This is a genomic window from Vibrio sp. RC586 (assembly GCF_000176715.1).
Classification (GTDB): Bacteria; Pseudomonadota; Gammaproteobacteria; order Enterobacterales; family Vibrionaceae; genus Vibrio.
Genome location: NZ_ADBD01000010.1, coordinates 189,700 through 213,160, shown reverse-complemented (window position 1 = coordinate 213,160; position 23,461 = coordinate 189,700). Strand labels below are relative to the sequence as shown.

Below are 23,461 nucleotides of genomic sequence, written 5' to 3'. Positions count from 1 at the left end.
GTGACTTAGCATAGCCTCTGAGGAGTGGGGTATTCATGATTTCTATCAAAATCTAGGTCAGTTAAAAATTTGGCCTGACATTTGATCTATAAAAAGCTGAGCTTTTTTAAGCATTTATTCTTCTGCATCTGCTTTACTTGAAACTAAATCAGAGCGAATAAAACGATGCGTCTGAAGCTCTCCATCGATCTCTTTAGTGATTCGACCTGCTACACGAAACTGGCCGTTTTCGGCAATTGGCTCTTGGTAGATGAGAAAATCTTTGTACTCAACTGGCTCTACTTGAGGAATTACTTGTTGTTTGGGTTTTCCAAAAAGTCGCGAAAATAATCCCACGTTTATTTTTCCTTATTTAATGGTGCTCAATTTGATTCACTATTGGAGTTTCAAACCACTCTAATTCTGCATCATCATCAAAACGTGCATGAGTGAAGATCACTGGTACATCATTGTTTCGATTTTGACGTCGGTCATTAACTATCATGGATACGGCGGCTTGAACAGCTATCAGTGCATGATCTTTAAGAATAACGAGTTTATTTTCTGGTAAGGCCGCGAGGAAATCGATGTCATGACGTATGTAGATGGGTCTTAGCTGACATAAAGCTAAACAAGCTAAATCAGCCAATTGTTCTTGATCGTAAACCTCTGAATATTCAGGTTGCCCAAGCACCTGACCTACCAGTGTCTCCATGTAATTATGAACGTCTTCACTCAATTGCATCTTGCCTCTCCCATTAAGACAATCGAAAATTAGCGCTAATCATTGGTCGATTACTCTTTCAAAAATAATTCTAAGCACTGAAATTACTGTAGTCGAAAATGTAGCGGTTTATATTTAATCAATCATATGCTTATCACAATTCGCGTTCTTCATAAGTATTGATACCATCACTTAACTTGAGTAATAAAGCTTGGAAAATCACGAAATCAAAGTATGCTTATGCGCAGCTTTTTAATCGTAGAATTGTCATTAATTCGATACAAAACCTTAGGAATCCATGTCTTCTAGCTTTGTTACTTCACCTTGGTTCCGATTTAGTCTGCCTTTGTTGCTTTTAGCCGCACTGTGGTTGGGCATGGACAATGTGGTGTTAGTAATAAACGCTAACTTAGGTATGGCGGTTAGTCTCCCTTATATACTGCTTTTTGTTTCTTTAACTGTGGCTCACCTTTTTAAGCAAAGCCGTATCGCAATGGTAGCGATGGCGATGCTAATTTCCTATTGGTTCATTCAAACTCGCTTACAAACCCCGCTAACGGAAAGCTCAACGATGTTGGAGCTGATCATGCTCTGCCTACTGCTACCCGTTGCGTGTTTTTTGCCTTACGCCTATAAAAATGCAGGCCTATTGAGTAAATCATTTCTCAGCTACATCGCCTTTCTGCTGTTGTGTACGTTTTGGGCTTGGTTAACCCGCTTACACATCGGTGAAACAGAACATTCTGAGCTGACTCAAAACATCTTTTTTGTCGTACCACAGCTCTCTCGGCTACCTCTGATTATCGTTGCTTATTTGGTTGCTTTAGTTGGTATAGCTGGCATTTCCGTTTTGACTCGTAATCAGATCATCGATGTCGTGGTTTATAGTGCTACATTACTGGGCATGAATGCTTTCGTACTCTTCCACATTCCTTATGTTTCTACCACTATGTTTTCTCTTTCTGGATTGCTTATTTTGGTTTACCTAATCTCAGCAGGGTATGAAATGGCATTTAATGATCCACTGACTCAGATTCCGGGCCGCCAAGCCTTAGATCAGGACCTTAAACATATAGGCAGAAAATTTACTCTTGCCATGCTCGATGTTGATCACTTTAAGAAGTTCAACGATACCTATGGCCATGATACGGGTGATGACGTACTCAAGTTGGTTGCATCACGCTTACGTCAGATTGAAGGGAAGGCGCGGGTTTACCGCTATGGAGGAGAAGAGTTTTCAATCATCTATCGTGGAAAATTAGCAAATGACGTACTTCCTTTTATTGAAGATTTACGTCAAGACATTGCATCTTATGAGCTGGTTATCCGAAACTCAAATAAGCGACCCAAAAATGATCTTGAAGGAGCAAAGAAGAGAACGTGCAAGACCAATAGTGACATTGTCACTATAACTGTGAGCATAGGTGTATGTGATTCCGAATTACATCGTAAACCTAATGAAGCTTTAAAAGCAGCAGATGCAGCGCTATACAAAGCCAAGCAAGCTGGGAGAAATTGCGTCAAGCTAGCCAGTTAATCTTGATTAAAAAAGAGTACAATGCTGCCACCTTTAAAAGCGCTTCCGTAGTTGAATGTCAACCCGAGGCCAATGTTGTCCACGAGTTCAATTTCAAAAGGTGGAGTCATCAACCAACCAATACTTGCCTCGTAATAATTTGAGGTACCAAGCGGTTTCTGGGTAGTGCTCCCGACATCGACCCGTTTGATACTGCCATAAATAGACTGCACCGAACGACCAAATTGAGTAAAGTCATAAACGCCAGTCAAGGTATTGGCGACATACCATCCTTCCGGATTACCAATTTGTCCATCATTGGCTTTACCCCAGCCATATCCACCAAAATAATGCCACATTGAAGAAGCTCGCCAGTGTCCCCAGTTCTTCTCTTCATCGTATTGGATTTTTAGGTTGGTTTCAAACAAATTTGCCCACGCATAAGTGTTCACCAGAACCCCAGCGAAAGGTGACAAAATCTCTTTAAATAGCGGATTTGTTAACGTCACACTATTTCTGTAATAGAGCAGATGTGTACCAACCGCTGGAGTCAGAGTCCAGTGTTCAGTCAATTGATGTTGGTAACGATAAAAAACCGCACTCCCCAATACTGATTGTCGATAGCGCTCTGTTGCTGTTGAGTTGAAAAACTCAGGTAGGCTTAGTTCGTCATCAATCACCGTAGCAGATAAACGAAAAAAAAGTTGGTGTTGATGCACTGCCTCATCATCACTTAGCGAAAGCGTGATGGGCAACGTACTTGACTTGTATTTTTGGCGATTTTCAATTGATTCGGCGGTACCCAAATTTTCGTTATCGGTATGAAACCAATCATTTGGATCAAAATTATTAAACCCTGCGGTAAAAACATCGCTATCGGCAAGAATGACGCTGGAAGAAAACGCCTGTTCAAGGTGCTCTTCAATGAAGGCATAACTTTGTGCAAATGCAGGGCTTGATACCAGAAAAAAAGCACAGCAGCCCAAGCCGAAAGATAACTTCATAAACTCTGATACCTGTTTGATGTTGAGAGCGTAATAATAATCGACTTGATACAGTTAAGGTACTGTAAAGTAGAATTATTCTATATAAGTAGAGAGTGCCGCACCATCGCTTCGAGGATCACTTGCTACATCGACAACTCCTGAACTATCGAGAACAATTGCTCCCGCATGTCCCATCATTTCACTACGATCAGGAACCGAATAAACGCGATGCCCTCGAGCGACTAAAATAGGCTTGATTTGGTCAACTAATGAGTTCTCCATGCGCAGTTGTGCGGAGGTGTCTCCCCATGTCCTTCCTAAGAGCCAGCGAGGGTTGGCAATTGCTTGTTGAAGTGACTCTGATTGATAAAGATATCGGCTGATGAGACAAGCTTGCGTTTGAGGTTGCCCATCTCCGCCCATTGTTCCGTATACAATTCTTCGCCCATCGTTGAGCTCAGCATACGCAGGATTGAGTGTATGAAATGGTTTTTTGTTGGGCGCGAGGCAATTGATATGGTTAGGATCCAATGAAAAACTTTGACTACGAATACTCCAAAGCACTCCACTCGAGGGGAGCACTACTCCGCTGCCAAATTCCCAATAAATGCTCTGAATAAAACTGACCATAGTACCGTGTTGATCTACCGCCCCCATCCATATGGTATCCCCGAGCTGAGTTTCCTTAGGCCAAGTGGCAGCTTGGTGCAATTGAATATTTTTCGCCATGGCATCCACCCGCTCTGCAGTCAGATAATCTTGCAGAGCAATAGGAATGACGTTTTCATCTGCAATCGCTTGGTTACGGATGTCAAACGCCACTTTGGTTGCTTCGATAAGTATATGAATATGATCGGCAGCCGATTTGGCCTGATGTACCCATCGATCGTAAATACCCAAAATAAGCAATGATGCCAACCCTTGTGTGGGGGCTCCCAAATTATAAAACTGCCCTCGTGATAATTCATGATTTAACGGGCTATTCAAGCGTGCTTTATGCTGATTAAAATCGTTTAATCGTAGTGGGCTACCTGCCAGTTCTAGCTCTTTGCCCATTTGTTTAGCTAAATGACCACGATAAAAACAGTTAAGTCCGCAGTCAGCAAGGGTAGAGAGGGTTTCCGCTAAGGAGCCTTGTGTGACAATGTCACCAATATCTAACGGTTGTCGATTTTTCTTTAAGTAAACGTCAGCAAAATGATCGAGAGACGCCAGTCTTGACCATGTCTTATGACTTGCAGCCGCCAAACTTGCAGTGGTGAAAATCCCCTGCTCTGCCGCTCGAATGGCGGGGTCTAAAATCGAATGAAGACTCAAGCCAGATGAAAAAAGCTGCAACGCTGCTTCCCAACCAGAAATTGTACCAGCCATAGTCAGTGCTGCAGCACCACCTTGCTGTGCGATACCTTGTGCCAACTTATAACGACTGACTTGGAGTTCTAACGCAGAAGCACCACAAGCATCTATCGTTACTGGCGGCTTATCTTTAGCGGCAATTAGCCAAAAACCATCCCCACCAATACTGTTCATATGGGGGTACTGGACAGCAATCATCGCTGCAGCTGCAACCATAGCTTCACATGCAGTGCCACCTTGGCGAAGAATCGTTAAACCAACTTCACTCGCTTTATGGTGTGGGGCTGTAAACGCAACTTGTGCCATGAATCACCTCGTAAAATAAAATACGAGAACAACTTAAGGGTTTTACTCAGAACAAGCTATTGAACATTGGTAGAAATGTTGGGGAGTATGGAGATTTGGAGCGGGCAGCGGGAATCGAACCCGCATCATCAGCTTGGAAGGCTGAGGTAATAGCCATTATACGATGCCCGCGCATCGAAGAGACGTCGCTAATATGCCACACTATTGAGAAAAGAAAACCCCTTTTTAATCACTTGCATGCTGATTGCTTACGAGTTGAGCAGATGATTATGTTTTGCGTGTAAAAAACACTCAACCTTGCTTAATACTTGAAGTTGCCACAACAATACACCGCATTCTAAATGGTCGATATACCAATTGAGAAGGAATGATGATTGATTCACGGCAACTTCAAGTCGTTTAGAAATCAAATAATTAAATTTGGCTTGCTTCAATATAAGCATTCAGCTCTTGGTTGCTCACAACGGTCAGCAGTTCGCCATCGAGATAAAAAGAGACATCATTTTGCCCTTTTTCGCCACGCAAAGTTTTGTGAGAACCATCCACGTAGGTCACTTCCATTTGAAGAGTTTGTGAATCCAACTGCTGCATAGTCGCTTTTTCGATTGGCAGTAGATTGGTTTGCAAAGGGGCTTCTGTCAGCGCACGATCCAATTGTCCATTCACTTTAATGATCGAATTCGCTGGCATATCAACCACTGCTGGTGATTTCCCTGAAATCGGGTTTTTGCCTGTCCAAAATTCAATTGAGTTGAAAATAAACAGGTCAGCAGCACTAGTTAAGCCATAAACAGGAGAAAGTAACAGGAAGAGGCCTTCACGAGCATAACGGTTATCAACAACCTCTAGATTGAATTTGTTGACGAGTCCTGTTGTTGCCATTTGTCCCATACAACCAGTCAAGGATGTTGCACCTAACCCAACAATAAGTGCCATTTTTAATGCTTGCTTATTCATATTGATATCATCTCCACACAATTTAAAAGGTGGGCGATGGTAAAGTTTTTTCATTGTTAAGGAAGAGTTGAAAAAAGGAATTAACCATTTTCTGACTAAGCCATTTATGTTGCTCACCATTAATATGGAATGATGATGGTTCAAAACAAGGCAGTAACATTAATTTCAATGATAAAAACCATCAATTTCAGAGCATGGAATATGCGCTTTAACCTTTTTTCCACTGAAGCGGACTCCACGCTTTACCCCGAACCCAGATAAAAAAGACACCGAATTTACTTACATGTGCAACAAGATTGAAACAAGCAAAAATTATTTTTTATTAGCCTGAAAAAAGTGATTCCAATCACAAGGGTATTGGTTATAATCCGCGCGCCTTGCCAAAATAGTTGAATTTTGCAAAGTAATTTTGAACAAATACCCCAGTCTATGGGGTTGCCTATCCTAATTTTTAATTGAGTATCACAAACAATGAGCAAGATTGATAAAGCTATGCGCATTCTGCTGGCGGGTTTCTGTATCAACCTTTGTCTTGGCATCCTTTATGCCTGGAGCGTATTTAACAAAGCCCTCGTAACTGACTTTGGCTGGAGTGCTGCCGATGCATCTTCTCCTTATGCTATTGCAACCATCGCTTTTTCTGTCTGCCTTTTAGTTGCTGGCATTTTGCAAGACCGTATGGGTCCTCGTAACATCCTAATTCTGGGTACAACTCTAACAGGCCTTGGCATGATTGCCTCTGGTTTTGCATCTTCAGTCTTGATGCTCAATATCACTTTCGGTGTGATCACTGGTGCTGGTATCGGTTTTGGCTACGCATGCCTTTCACCATCAGCGATGAAATGGTTCCACCCAAGCAAAAAAGGTATGGTTAACGGCCTAATTGCTGCTGGTTTTGGCTTGGCTGCGATTTATCTTGCACCTCTAACCTCAACACTAATTACTCATCTTGGCATCCAAACCAGTTTCATGATTCTTGGGGCTGGTGTGTTGGCGATTGCTGTACCTTTGGCTTGCACCATCAACAACCCACCTACCGGCTATGTACCCGCAGAACCAAAACTGAAAGCAGGCCAAGAAGCAAAAGCGATTGTTAAAGCTGCAAACTTAAGCTGGAAAGCAATGCTAAAAACCCCACAGTTTTATGCTCTGTGGTTAATGTATGCCTTAGCCGCTTCTGTTGGTTTAATGATCATCGGAAACATCACTAACATCGCAAGTGTTCAGGCAAATCTGCCTAATGCGGTTTACCTTGCTTCAATCCTAGCTATCTTCAACTCTGGTGGCCGTATTGCAGCTGGCATCCTGTCCGATAAGATCGGTGGTGTGCGCACTCTGCTTCTTGCTTTCCTGCTGCAAGGCGCGAATATGGTGTTGTTTGCCTCATTTGATTCTGAGTTCACATTGATCATTGGTACTGCTATTGCGGCAGTTGGTTACGGCACTTTGCTGGCTGTATTCCCATCGATCACCGCTGAATTTTACGGCTTGAAAAACTACGGCACTAACTACGGCGTACTCTATACCTCATGGGGTATTGGTGGCGCAATTGGTGCCGCTGTAGTGGGTTATTCTATGACGCACGGTGGCGGTTATAATTTAGCCTACACAATCTCAGCGGCCATGATGGCCGTGTGTATTGTTCTGGCTCTTATTACGAAGCCAATTTCAGCAGAAAAAGTGGCGCAGCTGCAAACTGCATAATAAGCCAATATACGCATATAAAGAGCCTGGTAGTGTCAGGCTCTTTATTTTCCCCTTCTTTCGACCAGATACCGCCACGATGTTGGCAATCCCATTGGGATTATTACAGCATCTTTTAAATCTCAGCCTGTAGCTCTCATCATTGAGGGATACATTAACTAAATGTATCCCAAGTTGGACATCTCCCCTCATCCTTTGCTTTAATTCACCCATTCTCATTTTTCATTTTGTGATTATGAATTTTAAATTCTCAATTCTTCTACTGATGGTGACGATTTTCTCTGGTTGTGCCATGTATGCAGGTATCAATTATGATCAGCTATTTGGCGTGGAGCATGTCCGCGACAGGCAGATGCCATTGCAATCAAATCAAGCGCAGTATTTCTTAAATGAAGTAAAACCGATTTTGGATAATCGATGTGTCGTTTGCCACGCTTGTTACGATGCTCCTTGTCAGTTAAAAATGACGTCAAGCGAAGGGATTGATCGCGGAGCAAGCAAGGCTCTTGTCTATCAAGGAACTCGTCTTACTGCTGCCGCACCGACTCGCCTCTATGAAGATGCGCAGTTCACTCAAGAATGGCGAGAGGCTGGTTTTCATCCGATTTTGAATGAGCGCGATCAAACCGCGCAAGCCAATGTTGATGCCGGAGTAATGGCTCGTCTATTAATGCAGAAAGAGCATCATCCGCTTCCCCAACAAGATCAATTAGAAGGTTTTGATTTCTCCCTCGATCGGAAACAAACTTGCCCAACGATCAATGAGATGGATCATTTCGAGCAAGCTAACCCGAATTGGGGAATGCCTTTTGGCATGCCCAATTTATCTTCCAAAGAATATGCAACGCTGATGACTTGGCTAAAAGAGGGAGCTGTGATGAATCAGCACCTCCCTCTCACGCAGCAAGAGCAAGCCTTCATCGCGGAATACGAGACACTATTTAACTACGGCGCACGTAAAAACCAGCTTGCTGCTCGTTATATCTATGAGCATTTATTTCTCTCGCACCTGTTCTTTTCTGAAATTACAGTGGAGCGTCCACGTTTCTTTAAATTGGTTCGCTCTGCCACCCCACCCGGTGAACCAGTGAAGTTAATTGCCACTCGCCGTCCTTACGATGACCCTAAGGTTGAACGAGTGTACTACCGTCTGATCCCTGAACAAGAAACGATTGTTGATAAAACACATATGCCGTTTGCACTCAATCAACAGCGGATCACTAATTGGAAAACCTGGTTCATTGAAGCTGACTACAACGTGGCTGAATTGCCGAGTTATAACCCAGAAATTGCGGCTAACCCAATGTCAGCGTTTATCGATTTACCTGTGAAAGCACGGTTTAAATTTTTGCTCGATAACGCACAAAATACCGTTATGGCCTTTATTAAAGGCCCAGTTTGCCGCGGCCAATTAGCGTTGAATGTGATTAACGATAGATTCTGGATCTTCTTCCTCGATCCGGATAAAGCGGACTTACCTGAGGTGAATGAATTCTATCGCTCACAGGTCGAAAATTTAAAACTGCCTGCAGAACAAGAAAACACCGCCCTTCCTCTGAGCAACTGGGTGCGCTATTCACTACAACAAAGCCGATATTTAGAGGCAAAGTCTGAATTTATTAACCAATGGTTTAAAAATGGAACTCATCTAACCACAGATATCATTTGGGATGGAGCTGGCACTAACTCTAATGCCGCTTTAACCATTTTCCGCCATTTCGACAGTGCTTCCGTGGTGCAAGGGTTAATCGGTGAGCCACCAAAAACTGCGTGGGTACTCGATTACGCGCTGTTAGAGCGGATCCACTATTTATTAGTTGCAGGGTTTGATGTCTATGGTAATTTCGGGCACCAGCTCATTACTCGCATGTTTATGGATTTCCTACGAATGGAAGGCGAAAGTAACTTCGTGGCTTTGTTACCACGCGATATGCGACATCAAGAGCTCTCTAGTTGGTACCAAGACCAAAGCGTGCAATTCTCTGCTTTCTTGCAACGTAACGTAAAACCGTTTGACCAACCAACGAGCGTAAAATACACCACAGACGATCCTAAGCAGGAGCTGTTTGCTAAATTACGAGCTCAAGTGAAACCCGTGCTAAATAACCGATATGCGATTACTCAAACAGGCTTAAAAGTAGAAAACGAATTTGCTTTACGACAAATAGACCACTTGCGTGGCGAAGGTTTGCTTCCAATCCCACAACTTATGATGTTAATGGTGGAAAGTGACCGTGGAATATCGCAATTATTTACGTTAATCCACAATAACGCACACACCAATATCTCTAGCTTGTTTGATGAGCATAATAACCGTGCCCCCCAAAATGATGATCTGACCTTGGTACGAGGCGTAGTGGGAAGTTATCCTTCTGCTTATCTAAAGCTCAAAGAAAACCAGATCCCAGAGCTATATCAACGCCTCTCTACCATGAAATCCGAACAGGACTACGTAGCATTACTTGATCGCTTTGCTGTACGTCGCAGTTCTCCCGATTTTTGGGCATTCAGTGATCAAGTGCATCAATGGTATCGTCAAGATCAACCGATTGAATATGGATTACTCGACTACAACCGTTTCGAAAATCGTTAGTTCCAGTGATGCCCCACTTCGAGATGGGGCATTTACTTTCGCTAATTTCCGGTTATTTAAAACATATATTCATTCACTTCAGCATGTACCCAAGCTGCCACTTCATCTTCTAACTCTTGGCTTGTAAATTGAGTAACGGCATTGTCGTAAAATTCAATGGTTGAGTCGCGTATACTTAATCTCAATTCAGCATCAGCGAACAGAAGCTTATATCCTGATAGTACATTCATGAACATACCGCTTACATCGAAGTCCTCATAGATCCTTTCTACATTCAGTACCAGTCTCTTTCTTTGGCGATCATCAAAATAAACGTTACCGTTCAAATGAATCTTATGACTATCTAAAAACTGAGCGATGTAGAGAACTGATGCCGCATCAAAAATGATCATGAATAACCTCATTAGCAATAAATTATTTGCGCACAATATCACAAATATCAATGCAAACTGGTCTAACGATACATTTGATGATTGCTAACTATAAGAAACCATCAACCTTTCATCTCCCCATCCCTTGTGAAGGGAGATGGCGCATTTCACCAATGGCTAGACTACACTTAGTCAAAAATAAGGTTACATAATGCGTCAGCTATATTGGCATCACTAATACCAACCAAGCTACACAGGAGGTATGAGATGAAAACTCGAGACCACATCGAAGCCATAGAGCAAGAAATCTATATCGCTTTTTCTGAAGGAGATTTGGACACTGTTAACCTACTCGAGCAGCAATTAGAACAGTTAAAAGGTAAAGCATTAAATAGGTTTGATGAGCCTTATGCACCTGAAGGACGAGATTACTGGGATAGTGATTGGCGTTAAGAAAATTTGCTGTGTTATACCCAGAAGCCGAACCATTATGATTCGGCTTCTTTTTATTGTTGAACTAAGTAGCCAAGATGAGCAATGGTAAACTCAGCAAGGTATCCCCCGTTGAAGCGAAACCAATAATAATCCCGATCAGACCACTAACTAAAGCGAGGTACCAAACAGTAGAGACAATCTGCGCATAGCGATTGAGTGGTAACAAATGGCTATGATGGCGTTGACGCCATTCAAAAATAATATCCAACGTGCCCATTAGCAGCAGAAAACCAAACAAGGTTAAGCCTAAACTGTAACTCAGTACGATCCCTCCAAGGATCGATAGCGCACACACAAACACGCCCGCTTTACTGTTCATCGAAAAGCTCACGCTTTTAAGTATATGACCCCCATCAAGTGGTAAGACAGGCAATAAATTAAACAGATTGAGAAAAGCATTGAATACCGCAAGCGCTGCCCAAAAAGGTGAATCTGTCACCCAATACACACCCACTAAACACAAAGAAAGGAACAAACCAAAGCAAGGCCCCATAATGGAGATCACCACATCTTGCCAGCGGGTATTAATTTTCTCGTCACTGAGCGCAAGACCACCGAGAAATGGAACGAGGTAAATCCCCTTGGTTTTCATGCCAAAGTATTTCATAGCTCTCACATGGCCATATTCATGGAAAATCAAGCAACCAATCAGAGCGAGAGCAAATTGAAATGAAAATAACCATGAATAAGCGGCAAGACTGGCTGATGCCATCACGACTTTGATCATCTTCGCGCTCTTGAGCGCTTTCATGGCTAAAGAGGCTAAGCCGACAACACTGAACTTCCGCTCTACTTTTGGTGCTTCATAGGGTGTCTGGCGTTCAATATCTTTTTCACTACGCACCCCTTGTGTGATAATCTCATCATTAATTTTGGCTTGATACTTTAACTCAAACGGCTGCCAAGAAAGCTCCAAATCTAAGCAACAATCCAACACTGTTTCGCCTTGAGTCAGTTGAAAATGGTGCTGAATATCACCTTGATAATTCTCTTGAGCTGGACGCTGAGCAACCAAAATGTTGTTCCAAAACAGTTGCTGCCAACCAGCCATCGACCCTTCGAGTCGTAAAGGCTTTCCTAAGTAATCAATACGAAGCAGTTCCAAATTTCAATCCAGTGGTCAACAAATGATGCGGCATTATACCGAAAGCCTTGAAAGGAGGCAGAAATTTCCCTTATATCATCGTTAAGAATGACAAAGAAAAGCAGCGATTTGCATGAAATTACCGAATATCCCTTTAATTTTTGAGCTTAAAATGGATAATACGCGCTTACATTTATTTACAAGGTGGGTACTATGTCTACTGAAGCAACTTTACTTGAACGCTGTCAATCACAATGCGAGCTTTGCGCTGCCTCTGCTCCTCTTTCTCCTTTTGTGGTTGCACCGCATGCTCTTGTCACTGTCGATCACGCTGTGATGATCTGTGACACCTGTAAAGGACAAATCGAAAACCCAGAAACCATGGATATGAACCACTGGCGTTGTCTTAACGATAGCATGTGGAGCCAAGTTCAACCGGTTCAGGTTCAAGCATGGCGCCAACTGAAACGTATTTCTGAAACAGAAAGCTGGGCTCGTGATCTGCTAGATATGATGTATCTTGATGAAGAGACCGCTAAATGGGCAGAAATCGGTATGGATGACGATGCTGAAAAGCCACGTGACGTGAATGGTGTCGAGCTGAAAAAAGGTGATGATGTCACTGTAATCAAAGATCTGCCAGTGAAAGGCTCAAGCATGGTGATCAAACAAGGTACTGCAGTGCGCGGTATTACTCTGACCGAAGATCCACAGCACATTCAAGGCAAAGTCAACGGCCAAACTATGTACATCATTGCCGAGTACTGTCGTAAGAAATGATCGCTGATGAAGCCTGCAAAGGTTGAATTCAGTTCGAAAGAAAAAGCGCTTTAGGCGCTTTTTCTTTATCTGTAATTTATACCGCTCAAGCTAGAGCATTTAAAATGTAAAAAAGTCGGCAAAGTGCCGACTTTTTAATATCTATTGCTGTTTCGCTTAACGGTATAAACCCACATCTTTTTGGATGTGTGCTGACAATTCAGCAGCGTAGTAATGACGTGGAGCATTATCTACGAACAGAATGTCGAGCAGATGAGCAATCAATCCTTTGAAGTTAACCGTATAGGTTTTTTTATCCTTGGAGGTTGGGACTGTCATTGTTCCCATTTGCATTGCATGAGCCATGATTGCCTCTCTTGAATCGGTCACTTACTGTGTTGATGTGAATACTAGTCAATCACTTAGCGATTAGAAAATGACTAATTTTACCTTTTCGAATTAGAAAAAATAATGAAACAACGCATTAACAAACACCTAATCGAGTTATGCGAGACTTGATAGAAAAGCCTAAACATTAGTCACATTTACCGCATAATTATTAAGATAAAATTTTACCCACAATAGAATTTAACAACTCATTTACGAGTTAATTTTTATCTCCCTGAGATAAATCTCAAGGAGATAACTTGCCATATTTAAACCGTTTTTTCTGTGATATTCTTGCTCTGCGAGCGTTCTCGGAAAATCGAAGCAACCACGGCAAGCGTCATGGTAGCCAGTAGCACACATAAAGAAATCGGAGTTGGGATCGCCCAAGTCGTTCCAACTAACATCATCTTTACGCCGATGAACATCATGATGAAAGCCAATGCAGGTTTTAGATAGAAAAATTTATCCATCATTCCCTGCAACACAAAGTACAGAGATCGCAGACCCAATAGGGCGAACACGTTAGCCGCTAATACCAAAAATGGCTCTTGTGTTACGGCAAAAATGGCAGGAATAGAATCCAGCGCAAACATCACATCCATAAAGGCGATCACACCAATCACAATAAACATCGGTGTTACCCACCACTGCCCTTGCTGTTTAGTGATCAGTGCATTGCCTTGATAGTTGTCTGTCACTTTAAACCAGCGGCGAATTAATCGCTCTGGCAGCGGGTTGATGGCATCGTCACCTTTATCGCGAGCAAGCTGGATACCAGTCCAGATCAGGAATAGAGCAAACACATACAAAATCCAATGATACTGGCTTAACAGTTGGGCTCCGACCGCAATCATTATCGCTCGTAGCACCAATGCCCCAATCACGCCCCACAGTAACGCACGTGGGCGTAAGTGTTCTGGTACCGTGTATTGATGAAAAATAATTGCAAAGACAAATAAGTTATCCACACTCAACGATTTTTCGAGCAAGTAACCAGTAATAAAAGCGAGTGTGGCTTTCTCCGCACTGTAGCTGCTCTCTGGGGCATACCATTGCCAACCGTAGTACAGACTAATTGCGAAAACAAAAGCAAGAAGAAACCAGAAAAGACTCCAGATGGCGGCCTTTTTGATCGTGACCTTACCACCGCGAGTTTGCCATAGATCGACAGCCACAAGAGCTAACGTGAGTAGGCCAAAGCCCAAATAAGTAATTGGGGACATATTTCCTCCGAAAACGGAAGATCTTGGTAAGTCACATCATCTCAAGACCTTCCGCATACCAATAACCACTGCAACGAATGCAGTATGGAATGCGTTGGTCTCGTCGAAGCGTTGAACTTGAATTCAGAGCTTATATTTGCCGGTTGAGTGAATCTCAACGTGATGACGACAAATAAACCGAAGGCGACTACTCCCCAAAACGCCGCCATTCTATTCCTGTACCTATACCGTGTCCAGTTCAATAAAAAGGAGCGGGTGAGTCGCTCCTCTTATGCTCGAATTTCATCGGTATCACAGACTACTCGGTGCTTTTTTACTGCTACACGCCTGCGAAAGGTAACAGATAGATGAGCGCTGACCATACACCAACCCAAGCCACCACCACGAATGTATCGAACCAATCCTGATTTAACATGCTCTCCCCCTTTGCTGCTCATTGTTGAGCAGAAACCAAGCAGAACATAGCAAGCTGCATGCCAATCTCTTTTAGATCAGGCGGAGTTAATCAATATCAGTTTTAATGATGAGTGCATTCACAAGCAGTCTGAGCTTCATAGGTTAATAAGCCAGGGCAATCGGAAAGCAGCTCGATGAATGCATCCGCCATCGAGATTTGTGTCACAATCCCTTCACCTTCCATATCCAACAAAGCATCATAACCTTCTTTGCCTTTCATAGTGTATGCCGATGAGGTTCCCCAATACATAGCTTCAAAATCAACAGGTTGCCATTTTCCTTCTTGTTGAATCTGCAATTGGATAATGCGTTGCCCAATAGGTTTATCAGCTAGGTATTGGTACCGCAGTTGATGGCAATACGGGTAGCTGCCCGACCCTGTTCCTTCGACACCATTACTTAAAGCATTATTGATTGCCCCTTCCAGTGCGCGAGCAATGACACGTCCAGAGACTTGATAGACCCCAATAGGTACGGCAAAAGGCAAAAGTTTTCCTGCCACATCGGCAACAGAAATCGTTCCAGGCAAAACGGAGGTACGAACGCCCCCCGCATTGTGGATAGCGAATTGAACATCTAACCCTCGTTTATTTAGGGCATGCACAAAAGCTTTAGCGACCAATGGTGCGATTTCACTGCCCCCTTCCAGATCTGGAATACGGATATGGCGCAACATTCGGTCAGCATGGGCAATGATTTGCTGCTGCAATTGACGAACTTTGGGGATGTATTTTTCCTGCAACAACTTTTGCAGTGCAGGATCTTTTTTGCATACCACAACATTGGGATGATTATCCACCTCATCCCGAGCCTGGCTATAACGTTCACTGATTTGTTCTTGGCTCATACTGGCATCGACAAACATGCGTCTACCCAGTAGTAACTCATTACGCCCTTCAAATTTTGTCACTTGTCCATCAGCGGCGAAATCGATCTGACAATGACCCAGAGTCAGGGCATATAAACCCGCCTGAACAATATAGGTATCTTTGATACGCAGGCCATATTCATCACGGCTAGCAATGCCTAGCGCTGAGAAATCGCCCTGCAATACATGGCTATGCCCCCCTACAATGATACTGATACCATAAACTTGCTGGGCGAGAGCAATATCACCTTCGTAGCCCAAGTGACTCAACAGGATAATTTTATTGATACCCGATTGATGAATCGCTGATACGCTGGCTTTCGCAGTTGCAATGGCATTGACGAAAGGGGTGTCGCTGTCTGGGTTGGCTATATCCGCCATTTTATCGATCGACAGACCAAAGATAGCAATTTTCTCACCATTGACATCCTTTTCTATCCAGCGCGCGTGGCCTTGCTCAGCGTTATAGCTGTAAACCTTGGGATTACTTGCTAAGCGCAGTGATTTACTTTCACGCTCCTGAGATAAATCCCAGTTACCGGCTAATAATGGAAACTGAATTCGTTGAGCAAATTGAGCGACAGGTAAGTTACCCATATCTAATTCATGATTGCCTACCGCCATCGCATCGAGCTTAAGCGCGTTAAGCATGTCTGCATTGGCTTTGCCTTTGAACAACGAAAAATACAGAGTGCCTTGGAAGCAATCCCCAGCATGCAGAAACAGAAACTCACGCTGCATGCGCTGAGCATCATCACGTAGCTGCGCAACACGGGTAGCAATACGAGCAAAACCACCTGCACTCACAAATGGTTTCAGCGTATCCGATCCGTGTTCTAGGGTCAGTTGTAGTGAGGTAGGCTCAAAGTAGGAATGGGTGTCATTAATGTGCGCCAACGTGATCGAAGCTGGCTGATTTTTTTTTCTCATAGGCATACGTCTTCTCTTTTATCCACACCTATCCTAGCCTGCCGATCATGACAGAATCGTGACTTTTATGAAACCTCTCTGAAATTTTAGTGACGTTAAATAATTTGTGTCACATTTTTTGCGGTTAGCTCATCACAAAAGTGTGAGCTCTCATCGGAAAACCCAAGCTTAACACCCTGCTTATACTGGTTTTTTCCTATATTCTTAAAAAAACCTCATAGGATAGATCTTTTGAGGCATATAAGGAGCAGCCTATGCATTTAGAGCGAATTGAAATCGCTGGTTTCCGTGGCATTCGCCGACTCTCACTGACTTTTGATGAGATCACCACCCTAATTGGGGAAAATACATGGGGGAAATCGTCTCTGTTAGATGCCTTATCGGTAGCACTTCCAGCGGATGGTTCTTTGTATCCGTTCACCTTACAAGATTTCCATGTGGATTATTCTATTGCTGATCCACAGACCCAAAACTTGCAAATCATCCTTGTTTTTCGTTCTGTGGATTCTTTTGAACCGAAAGCTGGCCGCTATCGTAAACTTAAGCCTCTGTGGCAAATCGATGAGCAAGGCTCGCAGACAATCATTTATCGAATCAGTGCTACGCGAGTTAAATATGATATCAGCACCCAATACGCGTTTTTAGATTTAGAGGGGAATCCACTCACACTCCACCACTCCGTAAAACTGGCTCAAGAGCTGATGAGTTTACATCCGGTGATCCGTTTAAAGGATTCAAGACGTTTTGAAAAAACGCAATCAAATGGTAATGGCAAGAATGCCCGTGTTGAAAAGCGGATCAGCAATACTTGGCGGCGCCTAATGGCGACACCCGGTCATGTAAATAAAGGCGAAATCCGTAGCAGCCTCAGTGCAATGAACTCACTGATTGAGCACTACTTTTCTTTCAAAAGCCAAACCCGAAAAAATCCACGCCGTGAACGTGACAGCTTACTGTATTCCGCATCTCCTAGCGAAAAGACGGTCAGCCAAATCATTAATGAAACCAAAAACAAACAGACTAAGCTTCTACTGCTCGGATTATTAAATGCTTATTTACAAGGAAAAGGACCACAGGAGCTACGCCGCTGCGCTCGTCCAATTTTGATCATCGAAGATCCTGAGGGACGCTTGCATCCTACTCACTTGGCGCGGGCTTGGAGCTTCTTAGATTTGCTGCCAATGCAGAAAATTCTGACCACCAACAGTAGCGACCTACTGGGTGCTGTACCTTTGCATTCCATTCGCCGATTAGTAAGAAAATCGGATCGCACGATTGCCACCCATGTTTCTCAGCGCAGTTTAAGCCGCGATGAATTACGCCGAATTGGTTTTCATATCCGTTTTCATCGATCCGGCGCCCTTTTTGCTCGCTGTTGGCTGCTGGTAGAAGGTGAAACAGAAGTTTGGCTGTTTAATGAACTAGCCCATCAATGCGGTTACAACTTGGCAGCAGAAGGGGTACAAATAATCGAGTTTGCGCAATCTGGTCTCAAGTCCCTAATCAAAGTCGCGCGCGCTTTTGGAATTGACTGGCATGTGGTGACAGATGGGGATCCTGCCGGTAAAAAATACTCAGCGACTGTACGTGGCATGCTCGGACATGACCAAGAGCGGCATAGGCTCACAGAACTGCCCGATCGAGATATTGAACACTTTCTTTACGCGCACGGTTTTGAGTTTTTCTTTAAAGAGCTTGCCAAAATACCGCACGATCACCCTATTCCTGCCAAAAAAGTAGTCTCTAAAGTCTTGAAAAAACATGCGAAGCCAGATTTGGCTTTGGCTATCGTTTCGCATTGTGAAGCCAATGGGATGGAGTGCATACCTGTACTTTTACGCTGGACATTAAAACGAGTGATCACCATGGCAAACGGTAATACTTAGTCTTGCCCACTAGCGATGAACTCTATAGCAAGCGACTTGGAGTAACAGATCGGTGGCAAGTAGACAAAACAATTACCACCACTAAAAGTGGTGGTTTAGGGATGACAATAAAAAAGGTGATACGAAGTTCGGGGTAATTCTAAATTTATCGCTTAACGAGAAGCCACTTCAGGTCTTTTGGCTGAAACGGTTGGTTGTTGATTGATTTTTTGATGTAACCAAAGGCCACTGGCTTTCATTAGATAGCCAAACACACCACCAAGCATCTAAGAAGGAATAACCAATTGCCAGTTACCTGCAGCCGCAAACGTTGCACAGCAGCCAATAAAGGTTCCGGGGATGTAAGCCAGCCAAGATTTTTGAGCTTGAATACACATGACAAAAGCCACTATAGCCGTCACAACGTAACCGATAATCTCAATGCTCACCCATTGACTAGTATGAATAATCACCATAGCCCAGAAAACGCCACTAAGATTGGTCAATAAACTTTGCCCTAGCCCTTTCAATCCATCTCTGGGCGAAGCAAAGTAGCTAGTACAGCCTAAAAATCCAGCCCAAGAAAGCAAGCCAAGTGAGACGGCAATCCAACCCCAGATGCCAGAAAGAATACCGGTGGTCAGTGCAATCGCAAACAGTGTGCTCATATCCGCCTCATGATGCTGATGTTATTCAGCGTGCGTGAATCAAGGCGACATGCTAACGGAATACAACCTATCAACAAGTGATTGAAGTCACATAAAAGTTAGCAATAATTATTTCATTGCATTCATTTGGTGACGCAACCGATAAATCAACAGATTCAGGAAATATGATATTACTCATAAGATGCTCGGTTTTCCCTTCATCATGCGCAATCCTTCACGTTTGATGCACTCAGCCAGAGGATTTTCCTCCATATCGGCACGCCAAATAAACGAAAGTGTACGCTCCATATTGAGTTCGGGCACATTCAACGCCACCAGCAGTCCGCTTTCGATAAAGCGCTCTACATCCAAGTAAGGTAAACAGGTCAGATAGGGACCATTGGCGACCAGAGTACGCAGTACAGGGACATGTTCATATTCACGCCATACGTCTAAGTCCGCAATTAATGGATGAATAACACTATCAAAAATATTGCGAGTACCAGCACCTTGTTCACGCAGAACCCATTTGGCTTGTTCAAGCTGGGCGAGACTGACCGATTCTCGTTTAGCGAATGGATGATGAGCTGAAGCAACAATAGTTAAGTGATCACGACACCACACTTCTTGATAAATACGATTGTCATCACACCGGCCTTCGATGATGCCAAGGTCATATTTATAATCAAGAACGCCCTCAATGACACCTTTGGTACTCTTTACGCCCAGTGAAATTCGGATCTCCGGAAAGTCGCTATCAATAATGCTGATGAGATCAGGCACTAAATGCTCTGCAGGGGTTTGGCTTGCTCCCAAACGTATTTCACCACTGAGTAAATGCTGATCGTAAAAGCCCATTTCAATCTGCTGAGCATCTTGCAACAAGCGTTTTGCCTTAGGGCGCAACCACATGCCCCAATGGGTTAATGCCATCTGTTTACCTTGCCTTTCAAACAGAGGACGACCTAACATTTTTTCCAACTGAGCTAAAGACATGCTAGTCGCTGACTGGGTGAGCGCCAGTTTATCCGCAGCCTGACTCACGCTGCCACAATCGGCTACAGCATCAAATACTGCTAATTGTTTTAATGAATACCGCACTACCTATCCTATTCTTTTCTTTAATTGTTTTGCTCTACATGAGCAAGTGGTTTCATTTTACGCCTCCAACTTGCCTTATCAACATAATTGATGAGGTTTTTAAAAATTATCAATTTTACGTTTACTCGCTTTGCCCCCTAATCTGATGTCGAAGCAACGCATCAGGCGTTGTTGATTAAACGGAGGTAAACATGAAATTGAGTTTGGGGAGCGAATATGTCTGCAGCCTACTCTAAAAACCAAAACTGCTTTTCACCTACAGAAATGATGGCGGAAGCAGAAAAGTTTGCACTGAGCAAAGCCAAAAAAACCAGCGGTATGATTTTAGGTCTTTCCGTTATGGCGGGAGCTTTTATCGGCTTGGCTTTTCTGTTCTACATCACAGTCACCACGGGCAGCGCTTCCGCTGGTTGGGGACTAAGCCGCCTTGCAGGTGGCGTTGCATTCAGTATGGGGCTGATTTTGATCGTCATCTGTGGTGGCGAGTTGTTCACGAGCTCTGTGTTGTCCAGCATTTCATGGGCAAACCGCGAAATCAGCTTCGGAAAAATGTTGTCAATCTGGGGAAAAGTTTACATCGGCAATTTTATCGGTGCCATTTTTCTACTGCTACTCGTTACCGCAGCAGGGCTCTACCAGCTCGATAACGGTCAATGGGGATTGAACGCGCTGAATATTGCACAGCACAAACTTCACCACACCGTCATTCAAGCTTTTGCGTTAGGTATTTTGTGTAACTTACTGGTGTGTTTGGCTATTTGGCTCACTTTCAGTTCAGCCAATGCTATGACTAAAGCAGCAATGACCATCATGCCCGTTGCGATGTTTGTCTCAAGTGGCTTTGAACACTGTGTTGCAAACATGTTTATGGTGCCACTGGGCATTGTTATTCAAAACTTTGCACCGGATAGCTTTTGGCAACAAGTTGGCGTTTCCGCTAGCCAATATAGCGATTTAAATGTCACTCAATTTGTTACGGCCAATTTAATTCCGGTCACCCTCGGCAACATAGTTGGGGGGGCTGTATTAGTGGGGTTAGCCAATTGGAGTATCTACCGCCGCCCACAACTGAAAGCCGCCAATATTGCCACTATTACGGAAACTCAAGCACTTACGTCAGTCAAGGAAACTATTATGAAAAGCACCATTACAGTAAAAGATATGATGAACACTCAACCTGTCACTCTCAGCGTTGATATGACAACTCCAGCCGCGATCGACACTCTACTCGACCACCATTTATCTGCAGCGCCGGTTGTCGATGTTCAAGGTCGTTTGGTTGGCGTACTCTCTACCCATGACATCATGATTGACCTGTGGTGCCAAGATTACCTACCAAGTAAAGACCAAAAAGTGGTTGACCTCATGTCGCGCGATGTTATTGCAATTGATATCAATGACAAATTAGTTGATGTCACAGAGTTCTTCTGCATCGATAAAGAACAACTTTTCCCAACCACTAGCATGGGGATCGCCACTCGCTTCAGTGCACTCTCACTGGAAGAGCGCGCAAAAAGCATGAAAGTAAACAAGCCACAGATGCTGCCTGTACTACAAAATGGTCAGTTTGTCGGTGTTTTAGAACGCAATCATGTGCTTGAAGCGTTACGCCCTATTTACGGCGAGCGAGTTCATATGATTAAAGAGAAAGAATTGGCACGAGCCTAATCTCTCCCTCATTTTGGTTAGGAAATAAGTCGCTTAACCAAAAACAAGCCCCCTAGCATACTAGGGGGCTTTTTTGATCAACTCACCTGAGCCAGTCAATGAGTTGGGATTTAGAATGGAAAAGATTACTTTTGAACGCCTTCAACATGAAGTTCCATATCGACATAGCTTGAAGCACCCATCACTTGGATACCAAAATCTTTCAGTTCTATGCGAGTCGTTCCCATAAAGCCAGCGCGTTGACCACCCCATGGGTCCTGTCCTGCACCAATAAATTCCGCATTAATCACGATAGGCTTGGTTTGACCATGCAGAGTTAAATCGCCTTTCACTTCTAGCTGACCATTGCCTTTATCAGCCACTTCCGTACTCTTGAACGTAGCTGTTGAATATTTAGAGGCATCAATAAAATCTGAACTACGAATGTGCTTATCACGCTCAGCATGGTTTGAATCCAAGCTGCGAGTGTCGACATTTACCATCACGCTCGAAGCAGCAATGTTGGCAGGGTCAAAAGAAAATTCACCATCAAATTTATTGAATCGTCCTTTGATATAGCTGTAACCCAAATGGTTTACTTTGAAGTTGATTGAAGCATGCGCGCCCTTAGTATCAATTACATAATCAGCCGCATTGGCTGCGAATGGAATTGACATGACCGCAGCAAGACCCACTGCCATTAGTGTTTTTTTCATTTTGATGCTCCTGTCAGCATTTTACGTAGTGTGTTATCGCGATGAATAAAGTGATGTTTGAGTGCAGCGGCAGCATGCAGTGCCGCCAGTAAAATTAATCCCCAAGCCGTATAGAAATGAACTTCCCCCGCTATATCCGCTTGGTTTTCAAAAAACGCGCCCATCCCCGGAACAGTAAACCAGTTAAACACGTCAATGCCTCGGCCATCTTCTGTTGAAATAAGATAACCAGAGACAAAAAGTACAAAGAGCCCCAAATACATCAAATGATGAACGCTCTTCGCCGTTAATATTTCCCAACGAGCGCCTTCAATCTTCGGTGATGTGGTCAGTAACTTCCACACAAGACGAAAAGCCGTAAGTGCAATCAATAAGATCCCTACAGACTTATGCCAATGGGGAGCGGTACGATACCATTCACTGTAATAAGAGAGATCGACCATCCAAGTCCCGACAGCAAACATGCCAATCACGGCCAAGGCTGATACCCAATGGATGCTGCGTGCGACTAAGTTATAGTGTTGGTTGTTTGAATTATTCATTACATTCTTGCTCATATAGAAATTTAGTTACGCACCTGTAGCCTATTCGTTAATACCTATTCGTTAAAGAGTATTTCTCAATTTTTACACCGCGCATAGACAAGTAGCCTGAAGAACTACATCAAAAATTTCGAATGAACTTTTTCTTAATGACCGTTGTGGCTTACCTGCTCTAGCCTCATCAACAAATAGATATGTGTTATTTGGCATATCTAAAACCTTTACTACGTTGTAACAAAATATAAA

Annotated in this window: 20 protein-coding genes, 1 tRNA gene and 1 pseudogene; 7 read left to right on the top strand and 15 right to left on the bottom strand. The window is 43.5% G+C overall.

Features of this window, described 5'->3' with window-relative positions:
- Positions 1 to 114 precede the first annotated feature (114 nt).
- Entirely contained in the window at positions 115 to 336 is a 222-nt protein-coding gene (locus VOA_RS0118370; protein ID WP_000522487.1) for an HlyU family transcriptional regulator, read from the bottom strand.
- Between the two features lie 16 nt (positions 337 to 352).
- A complete protein-coding gene (locus VOA_RS07075) occupies positions 353 to 724 on the bottom strand; it encodes a late competence development ComFB family protein (protein WP_001177158.1) in 372 nt (123 codons plus the stop codon).
- 277 nt (positions 725 to 1,001) lie between these two features.
- On the opposite strand from VOA_RS07075, the gene VOA_RS07080 reads away from it, so the two are divergent.
- The gene (locus VOA_RS07080) at positions 1,002 to 2,240 is read left to right on the top strand and encodes a GGDEF domain-containing protein (protein ID WP_000098962.1); all 1,239 of its coding nucleotides are present in this window, start codon (positions 1,002 to 1,004) and stop codon (positions 2,238 to 2,240) included.
- Here VOA_RS07080 and VOA_RS07085 read toward each other — a convergent pair.
- The 4 genes from VOA_RS07085 to VOA_RS07100 all read right to left on the bottom strand — a co-directional run bounded on the left by VOA_RS07085 (position 2,237) and on the right by VOA_RS07100 (position 5,824).
- A complete protein-coding gene (locus VOA_RS07085; RefSeq protein ID WP_000777181.1) occupies positions 2,237 to 3,223 on the bottom strand; it encodes a Solitary outer membrane autotransporter beta-barrel domain in 987 nt (328 codons plus the stop codon). The two genes, VOA_RS07080 and VOA_RS07085, sit on opposite strands and share 4 nt — an antisense overlap.
- A gap of 75 nt (positions 3,224 to 3,298) precedes the next feature.
- A complete protein-coding gene (locus VOA_RS07090) occupies positions 3,299 to 4,867 on the bottom strand; it encodes a gamma-glutamyltransferase family protein (RefSeq protein ID WP_000079498.1) in 1,569 nt (522 codons plus the stop codon).
- 96 nt (positions 4,868 to 4,963) lie between these two features.
- Positions 4,964 to 5,038 (bottom strand) — tRNA-Gly (locus VOA_RS07095).
- A gap of 243 nt (positions 5,039 to 5,281) precedes the next feature.
- Positions 5,282 to 5,824, bottom strand: coding sequence for a DUF3332 domain-containing protein (locus VOA_RS07100; RefSeq protein ID WP_009356030.1), 543 nt, complete (start codon positions 5,822 to 5,824; stop codon positions 5,282 to 5,284).
- Positions 5,825 to 6,295: 471 nt separating this feature from the next.
- On the opposite strand from VOA_RS07100, the gene VOA_RS07105 reads away from it, so the two are divergent.
- Positions 6,296 to 7,528: an L-lactate MFS transporter gene (locus tag VOA_RS07105; RefSeq protein WP_000034186.1), complete on the top strand. Its 1,233-nt coding sequence runs from the start codon at positions 6,296 to 6,298 to the stop codon at positions 7,526 to 7,528.
- Positions 7,529 to 7,763: 235 nt separating this feature from the next.
- Entirely contained in the window at positions 7,764 to 10,121 is a 2,358-nt protein-coding gene (locus tag VOA_RS07110; protein ID WP_032468314.1) for a fatty acid cis/trans isomerase, read from the top strand.
- A 56-nt stretch (positions 10,122 to 10,177) separates the two neighbouring features.
- Here VOA_RS07110 and VOA_RS07115 read toward each other — a convergent pair whose 3' ends face one another.
- Positions 10,178 to 10,513 carry a hypothetical protein gene (locus VOA_RS07115; protein ID WP_000583167.1) on the bottom strand — a complete coding sequence of 112 codons (336 nt, stop codon included), beginning with the start codon at positions 10,511 to 10,513 and terminating at the stop codon, positions 10,178 to 10,180.
- Positions 10,514 to 10,759: 246 nt separating this feature from the next.
- Between VOA_RS07115 and VOA_RS07120 the strand changes: the two genes are divergently transcribed.
- Positions 10,760 to 10,945 (top strand): hypothetical protein, encoded by a 186-nt coding sequence (locus VOA_RS07120; RefSeq protein WP_000857202.1) that lies wholly within the window; start codon positions 10,760 to 10,762, stop codon positions 10,943 to 10,945.
- Between the two features lie 64 nt (positions 10,946 to 11,009).
- Here VOA_RS07120 and VOA_RS07125 read toward each other — a convergent pair whose 3' ends face one another.
- Positions 11,010 to 12,092, bottom strand: a complete 1,083-nt coding sequence (locus VOA_RS07125) for a site-2 protease family protein (RefSeq protein WP_009356029.1) — start codon at positions 12,090 to 12,092, stop codon at positions 11,010 to 11,012.
- A 192-nt stretch (positions 12,093 to 12,284) separates the two neighbouring features.
- Here VOA_RS07125 and VOA_RS07130 point away from each other — a divergent pair, with 192 nt between their 5' ends.
- Complete coding sequence (locus tag VOA_RS07130; RefSeq protein ID WP_000102403.1) at positions 12,285 to 12,851, top strand: PhnA domain-containing protein; 567 nt, start codon at positions 12,285 to 12,287, stop codon at positions 12,849 to 12,851.
- Between the two features lie 156 nt (positions 12,852 to 13,007).
- On the opposite strand, the gene VOA_RS07135 is transcribed toward VOA_RS07130, so the two are convergent.
- The 3 genes from VOA_RS07135 to VOA_RS07145 all read right to left on the bottom strand — a co-directional run bounded on the left by VOA_RS07135 (position 13,008) and on the right by VOA_RS07145 (position 16,703).
- On the bottom strand, positions 13,008 to 13,196 hold the full coding sequence (locus VOA_RS07135) for a hypothetical protein (protein WP_000929607.1): 189 nt from the start codon (positions 13,194 to 13,196) through the stop codon (positions 13,008 to 13,010).
- Positions 13,197 to 13,486: 290 nt separating this feature from the next.
- Complete coding sequence (locus VOA_RS07140) at positions 13,487 to 14,443, bottom strand: TerC/Alx family metal homeostasis membrane protein (protein WP_000074620.1); 957 nt, start codon at positions 14,441 to 14,443, stop codon at positions 13,487 to 13,489.
- 517 nt (positions 14,444 to 14,960) lie between these two features.
- Positions 14,961 to 16,703, bottom strand: a complete 1,743-nt coding sequence (locus VOA_RS07145) for a bifunctional metallophosphatase/5'-nucleotidase (RefSeq protein ID WP_001132202.1) — start codon at positions 16,701 to 16,703, stop codon at positions 14,961 to 14,963.
- Between the two features lie 248 nt (positions 16,704 to 16,951).
- Between VOA_RS07145 and VOA_RS07150 the strand changes: the two genes are divergently transcribed.
- The gene (locus VOA_RS07150; protein WP_000549952.1) at positions 16,952 to 18,583 is read left to right on the top strand and encodes an ATP-dependent endonuclease; all 1,632 of its coding nucleotides are present in this window, start codon (positions 16,952 to 16,954) and stop codon (positions 18,581 to 18,583) included.
- Between the two features lie 152 nt (positions 18,584 to 18,735).
- Here the strand turns inward: VOA_RS07150 and VOA_RS0118360 are convergent.
- Positions 18,736 to 19,230 (bottom strand): annotated as a pseudogene (locus VOA_RS0118360) (DUF1097 domain-containing protein).
- Positions 19,231 to 19,404: 174 nt separating this feature from the next.
- The gene (locus VOA_RS07155) at positions 19,405 to 20,310 is read right to left on the bottom strand and encodes a LysR substrate-binding domain-containing protein (protein ID WP_001270753.1); all 906 of its coding nucleotides are present in this window, start codon (positions 20,308 to 20,310) and stop codon (positions 19,405 to 19,407) included.
- A gap of 216 nt (positions 20,311 to 20,526) precedes the next feature.
- Between VOA_RS07155 and focA the strand changes: the two genes are divergently transcribed.
- Positions 20,527 to 21,978 (top strand): formate transporter FocA, encoded by a 1,452-nt coding sequence (gene focA, locus VOA_RS07160; RefSeq protein WP_001271441.1) that lies wholly within the window; start codon positions 20,527 to 20,529, stop codon positions 21,976 to 21,978.
- Between the two features lie 125 nt (positions 21,979 to 22,103).
- Here focA and VOA_RS07165 read toward each other — a convergent pair whose 3' ends face one another.
- Entirely contained in the window at positions 22,104 to 22,673 is a 570-nt protein-coding gene (locus VOA_RS07165; protein WP_000753201.1) for a YceI family protein, read from the bottom strand.
- Positions 22,670 to 23,215 (bottom strand): cytochrome b, encoded by a 546-nt coding sequence (locus tag VOA_RS07170; protein ID WP_001065867.1) that lies wholly within the window; start codon positions 23,213 to 23,215, stop codon positions 22,670 to 22,672. Before VOA_RS07170 ends, VOA_RS07165 begins: the two co-directional genes overlap by 4 nt.
- Positions 23,216 to 23,461: the final 246 nt, after the last annotated feature.

Excerpts from the sequence above, each read along its gene's own strand:
- VOA_RS07140 (WP_000074620.1), bottom strand. The coding sequence starts at position 14,443 with ATGTCCCCAATTACTTATTTGGGCTTTGGCCTACTCACGTTAGCTCTT.
- VOA_RS07075 (WP_001177158.1), bottom strand. The coding sequence starts at position 724 with ATGCAATTGAGTGAAGACGTTCATAATTACATGGAGACACTGGTAGGT.
- VOA_RS07100 (WP_009356030.1), bottom strand. The coding sequence starts at position 5,824 with ATGAATAAGCAAGCATTAAAAATGGCACTTATTGTTGGGTTAGGTGCA.
- VOA_RS07110 (WP_032468314.1), top strand. The coding sequence starts at position 7,764 with ATGAATTTTAAATTCTCAATTCTTCTACTGATGGTGACGATTTTCTCT.
- VOA_RS07170 (WP_001065867.1), bottom strand. The coding sequence starts at position 23,215 with ATGAATAATTCAAACAACCAACACTATAACTTAGTCGCACGCAGCATC.
- VOA_RS07165 (WP_000753201.1), bottom strand. The coding sequence starts at position 22,673 with ATGAAAAAAACACTAATGGCAGTGGGTCTTGCTGCGGTCATGTCAATT.
- VOA_RS07105 (WP_000034186.1), top strand. The coding sequence starts at position 6,296 with ATGAGCAAGATTGATAAAGCTATGCGCATTCTGCTGGCGGGTTTCTGT.
- VOA_RS07115 (WP_000583167.1), bottom strand. The coding sequence starts at position 10,513 with ATGATCATTTTTGATGCGGCATCAGTTCTCTACATCGCTCAGTTTTTA.
- VOA_RS07150 (WP_000549952.1), top strand. The coding sequence starts at position 16,952 with ATGCATTTAGAGCGAATTGAAATCGCTGGTTTCCGTGGCATTCGCCGA.
- focA (WP_001271441.1), top strand. The coding sequence starts at position 20,527 with ATGTCTGCAGCCTACTCTAAAAACCAAAACTGCTTTTCACCTACAGAA.
- VOA_RS07090 (WP_000079498.1), bottom strand. The coding sequence starts at position 4,867 with ATGGCACAAGTTGCGTTTACAGCCCCACACCATAAAGCGAGTGAAGTT.
- VOA_RS07080 (WP_000098962.1), top strand. The coding sequence starts at position 1,002 with ATGTCTTCTAGCTTTGTTACTTCACCTTGGTTCCGATTTAGTCTGCCT.
- VOA_RS07120 (WP_000857202.1), top strand. The coding sequence starts at position 10,760 with ATGAAAACTCGAGACCACATCGAAGCCATAGAGCAAGAAATCTATATC.
- VOA_RS07130 (WP_000102403.1), top strand. The coding sequence starts at position 12,285 with ATGTCTACTGAAGCAACTTTACTTGAACGCTGTCAATCACAATGCGAG.
- VOA_RS07085 (WP_000777181.1), bottom strand. The coding sequence starts at position 3,223 with ATGAAGTTATCTTTCGGCTTGGGCTGCTGTGCTTTTTTTCTGGTATCA.
- VOA_RS07135 (WP_000929607.1), bottom strand. The coding sequence starts at position 13,196 with ATGGCTCATGCAATGCAAATGGGAACAATGACAGTCCCAACCTCCAAG.
- VOA_RS07145 (WP_001132202.1), bottom strand. The coding sequence starts at position 16,703 with ATGCCTATGAGAAAAAAAAATCAGCCAGCTTCGATCACGTTGGCGCAC.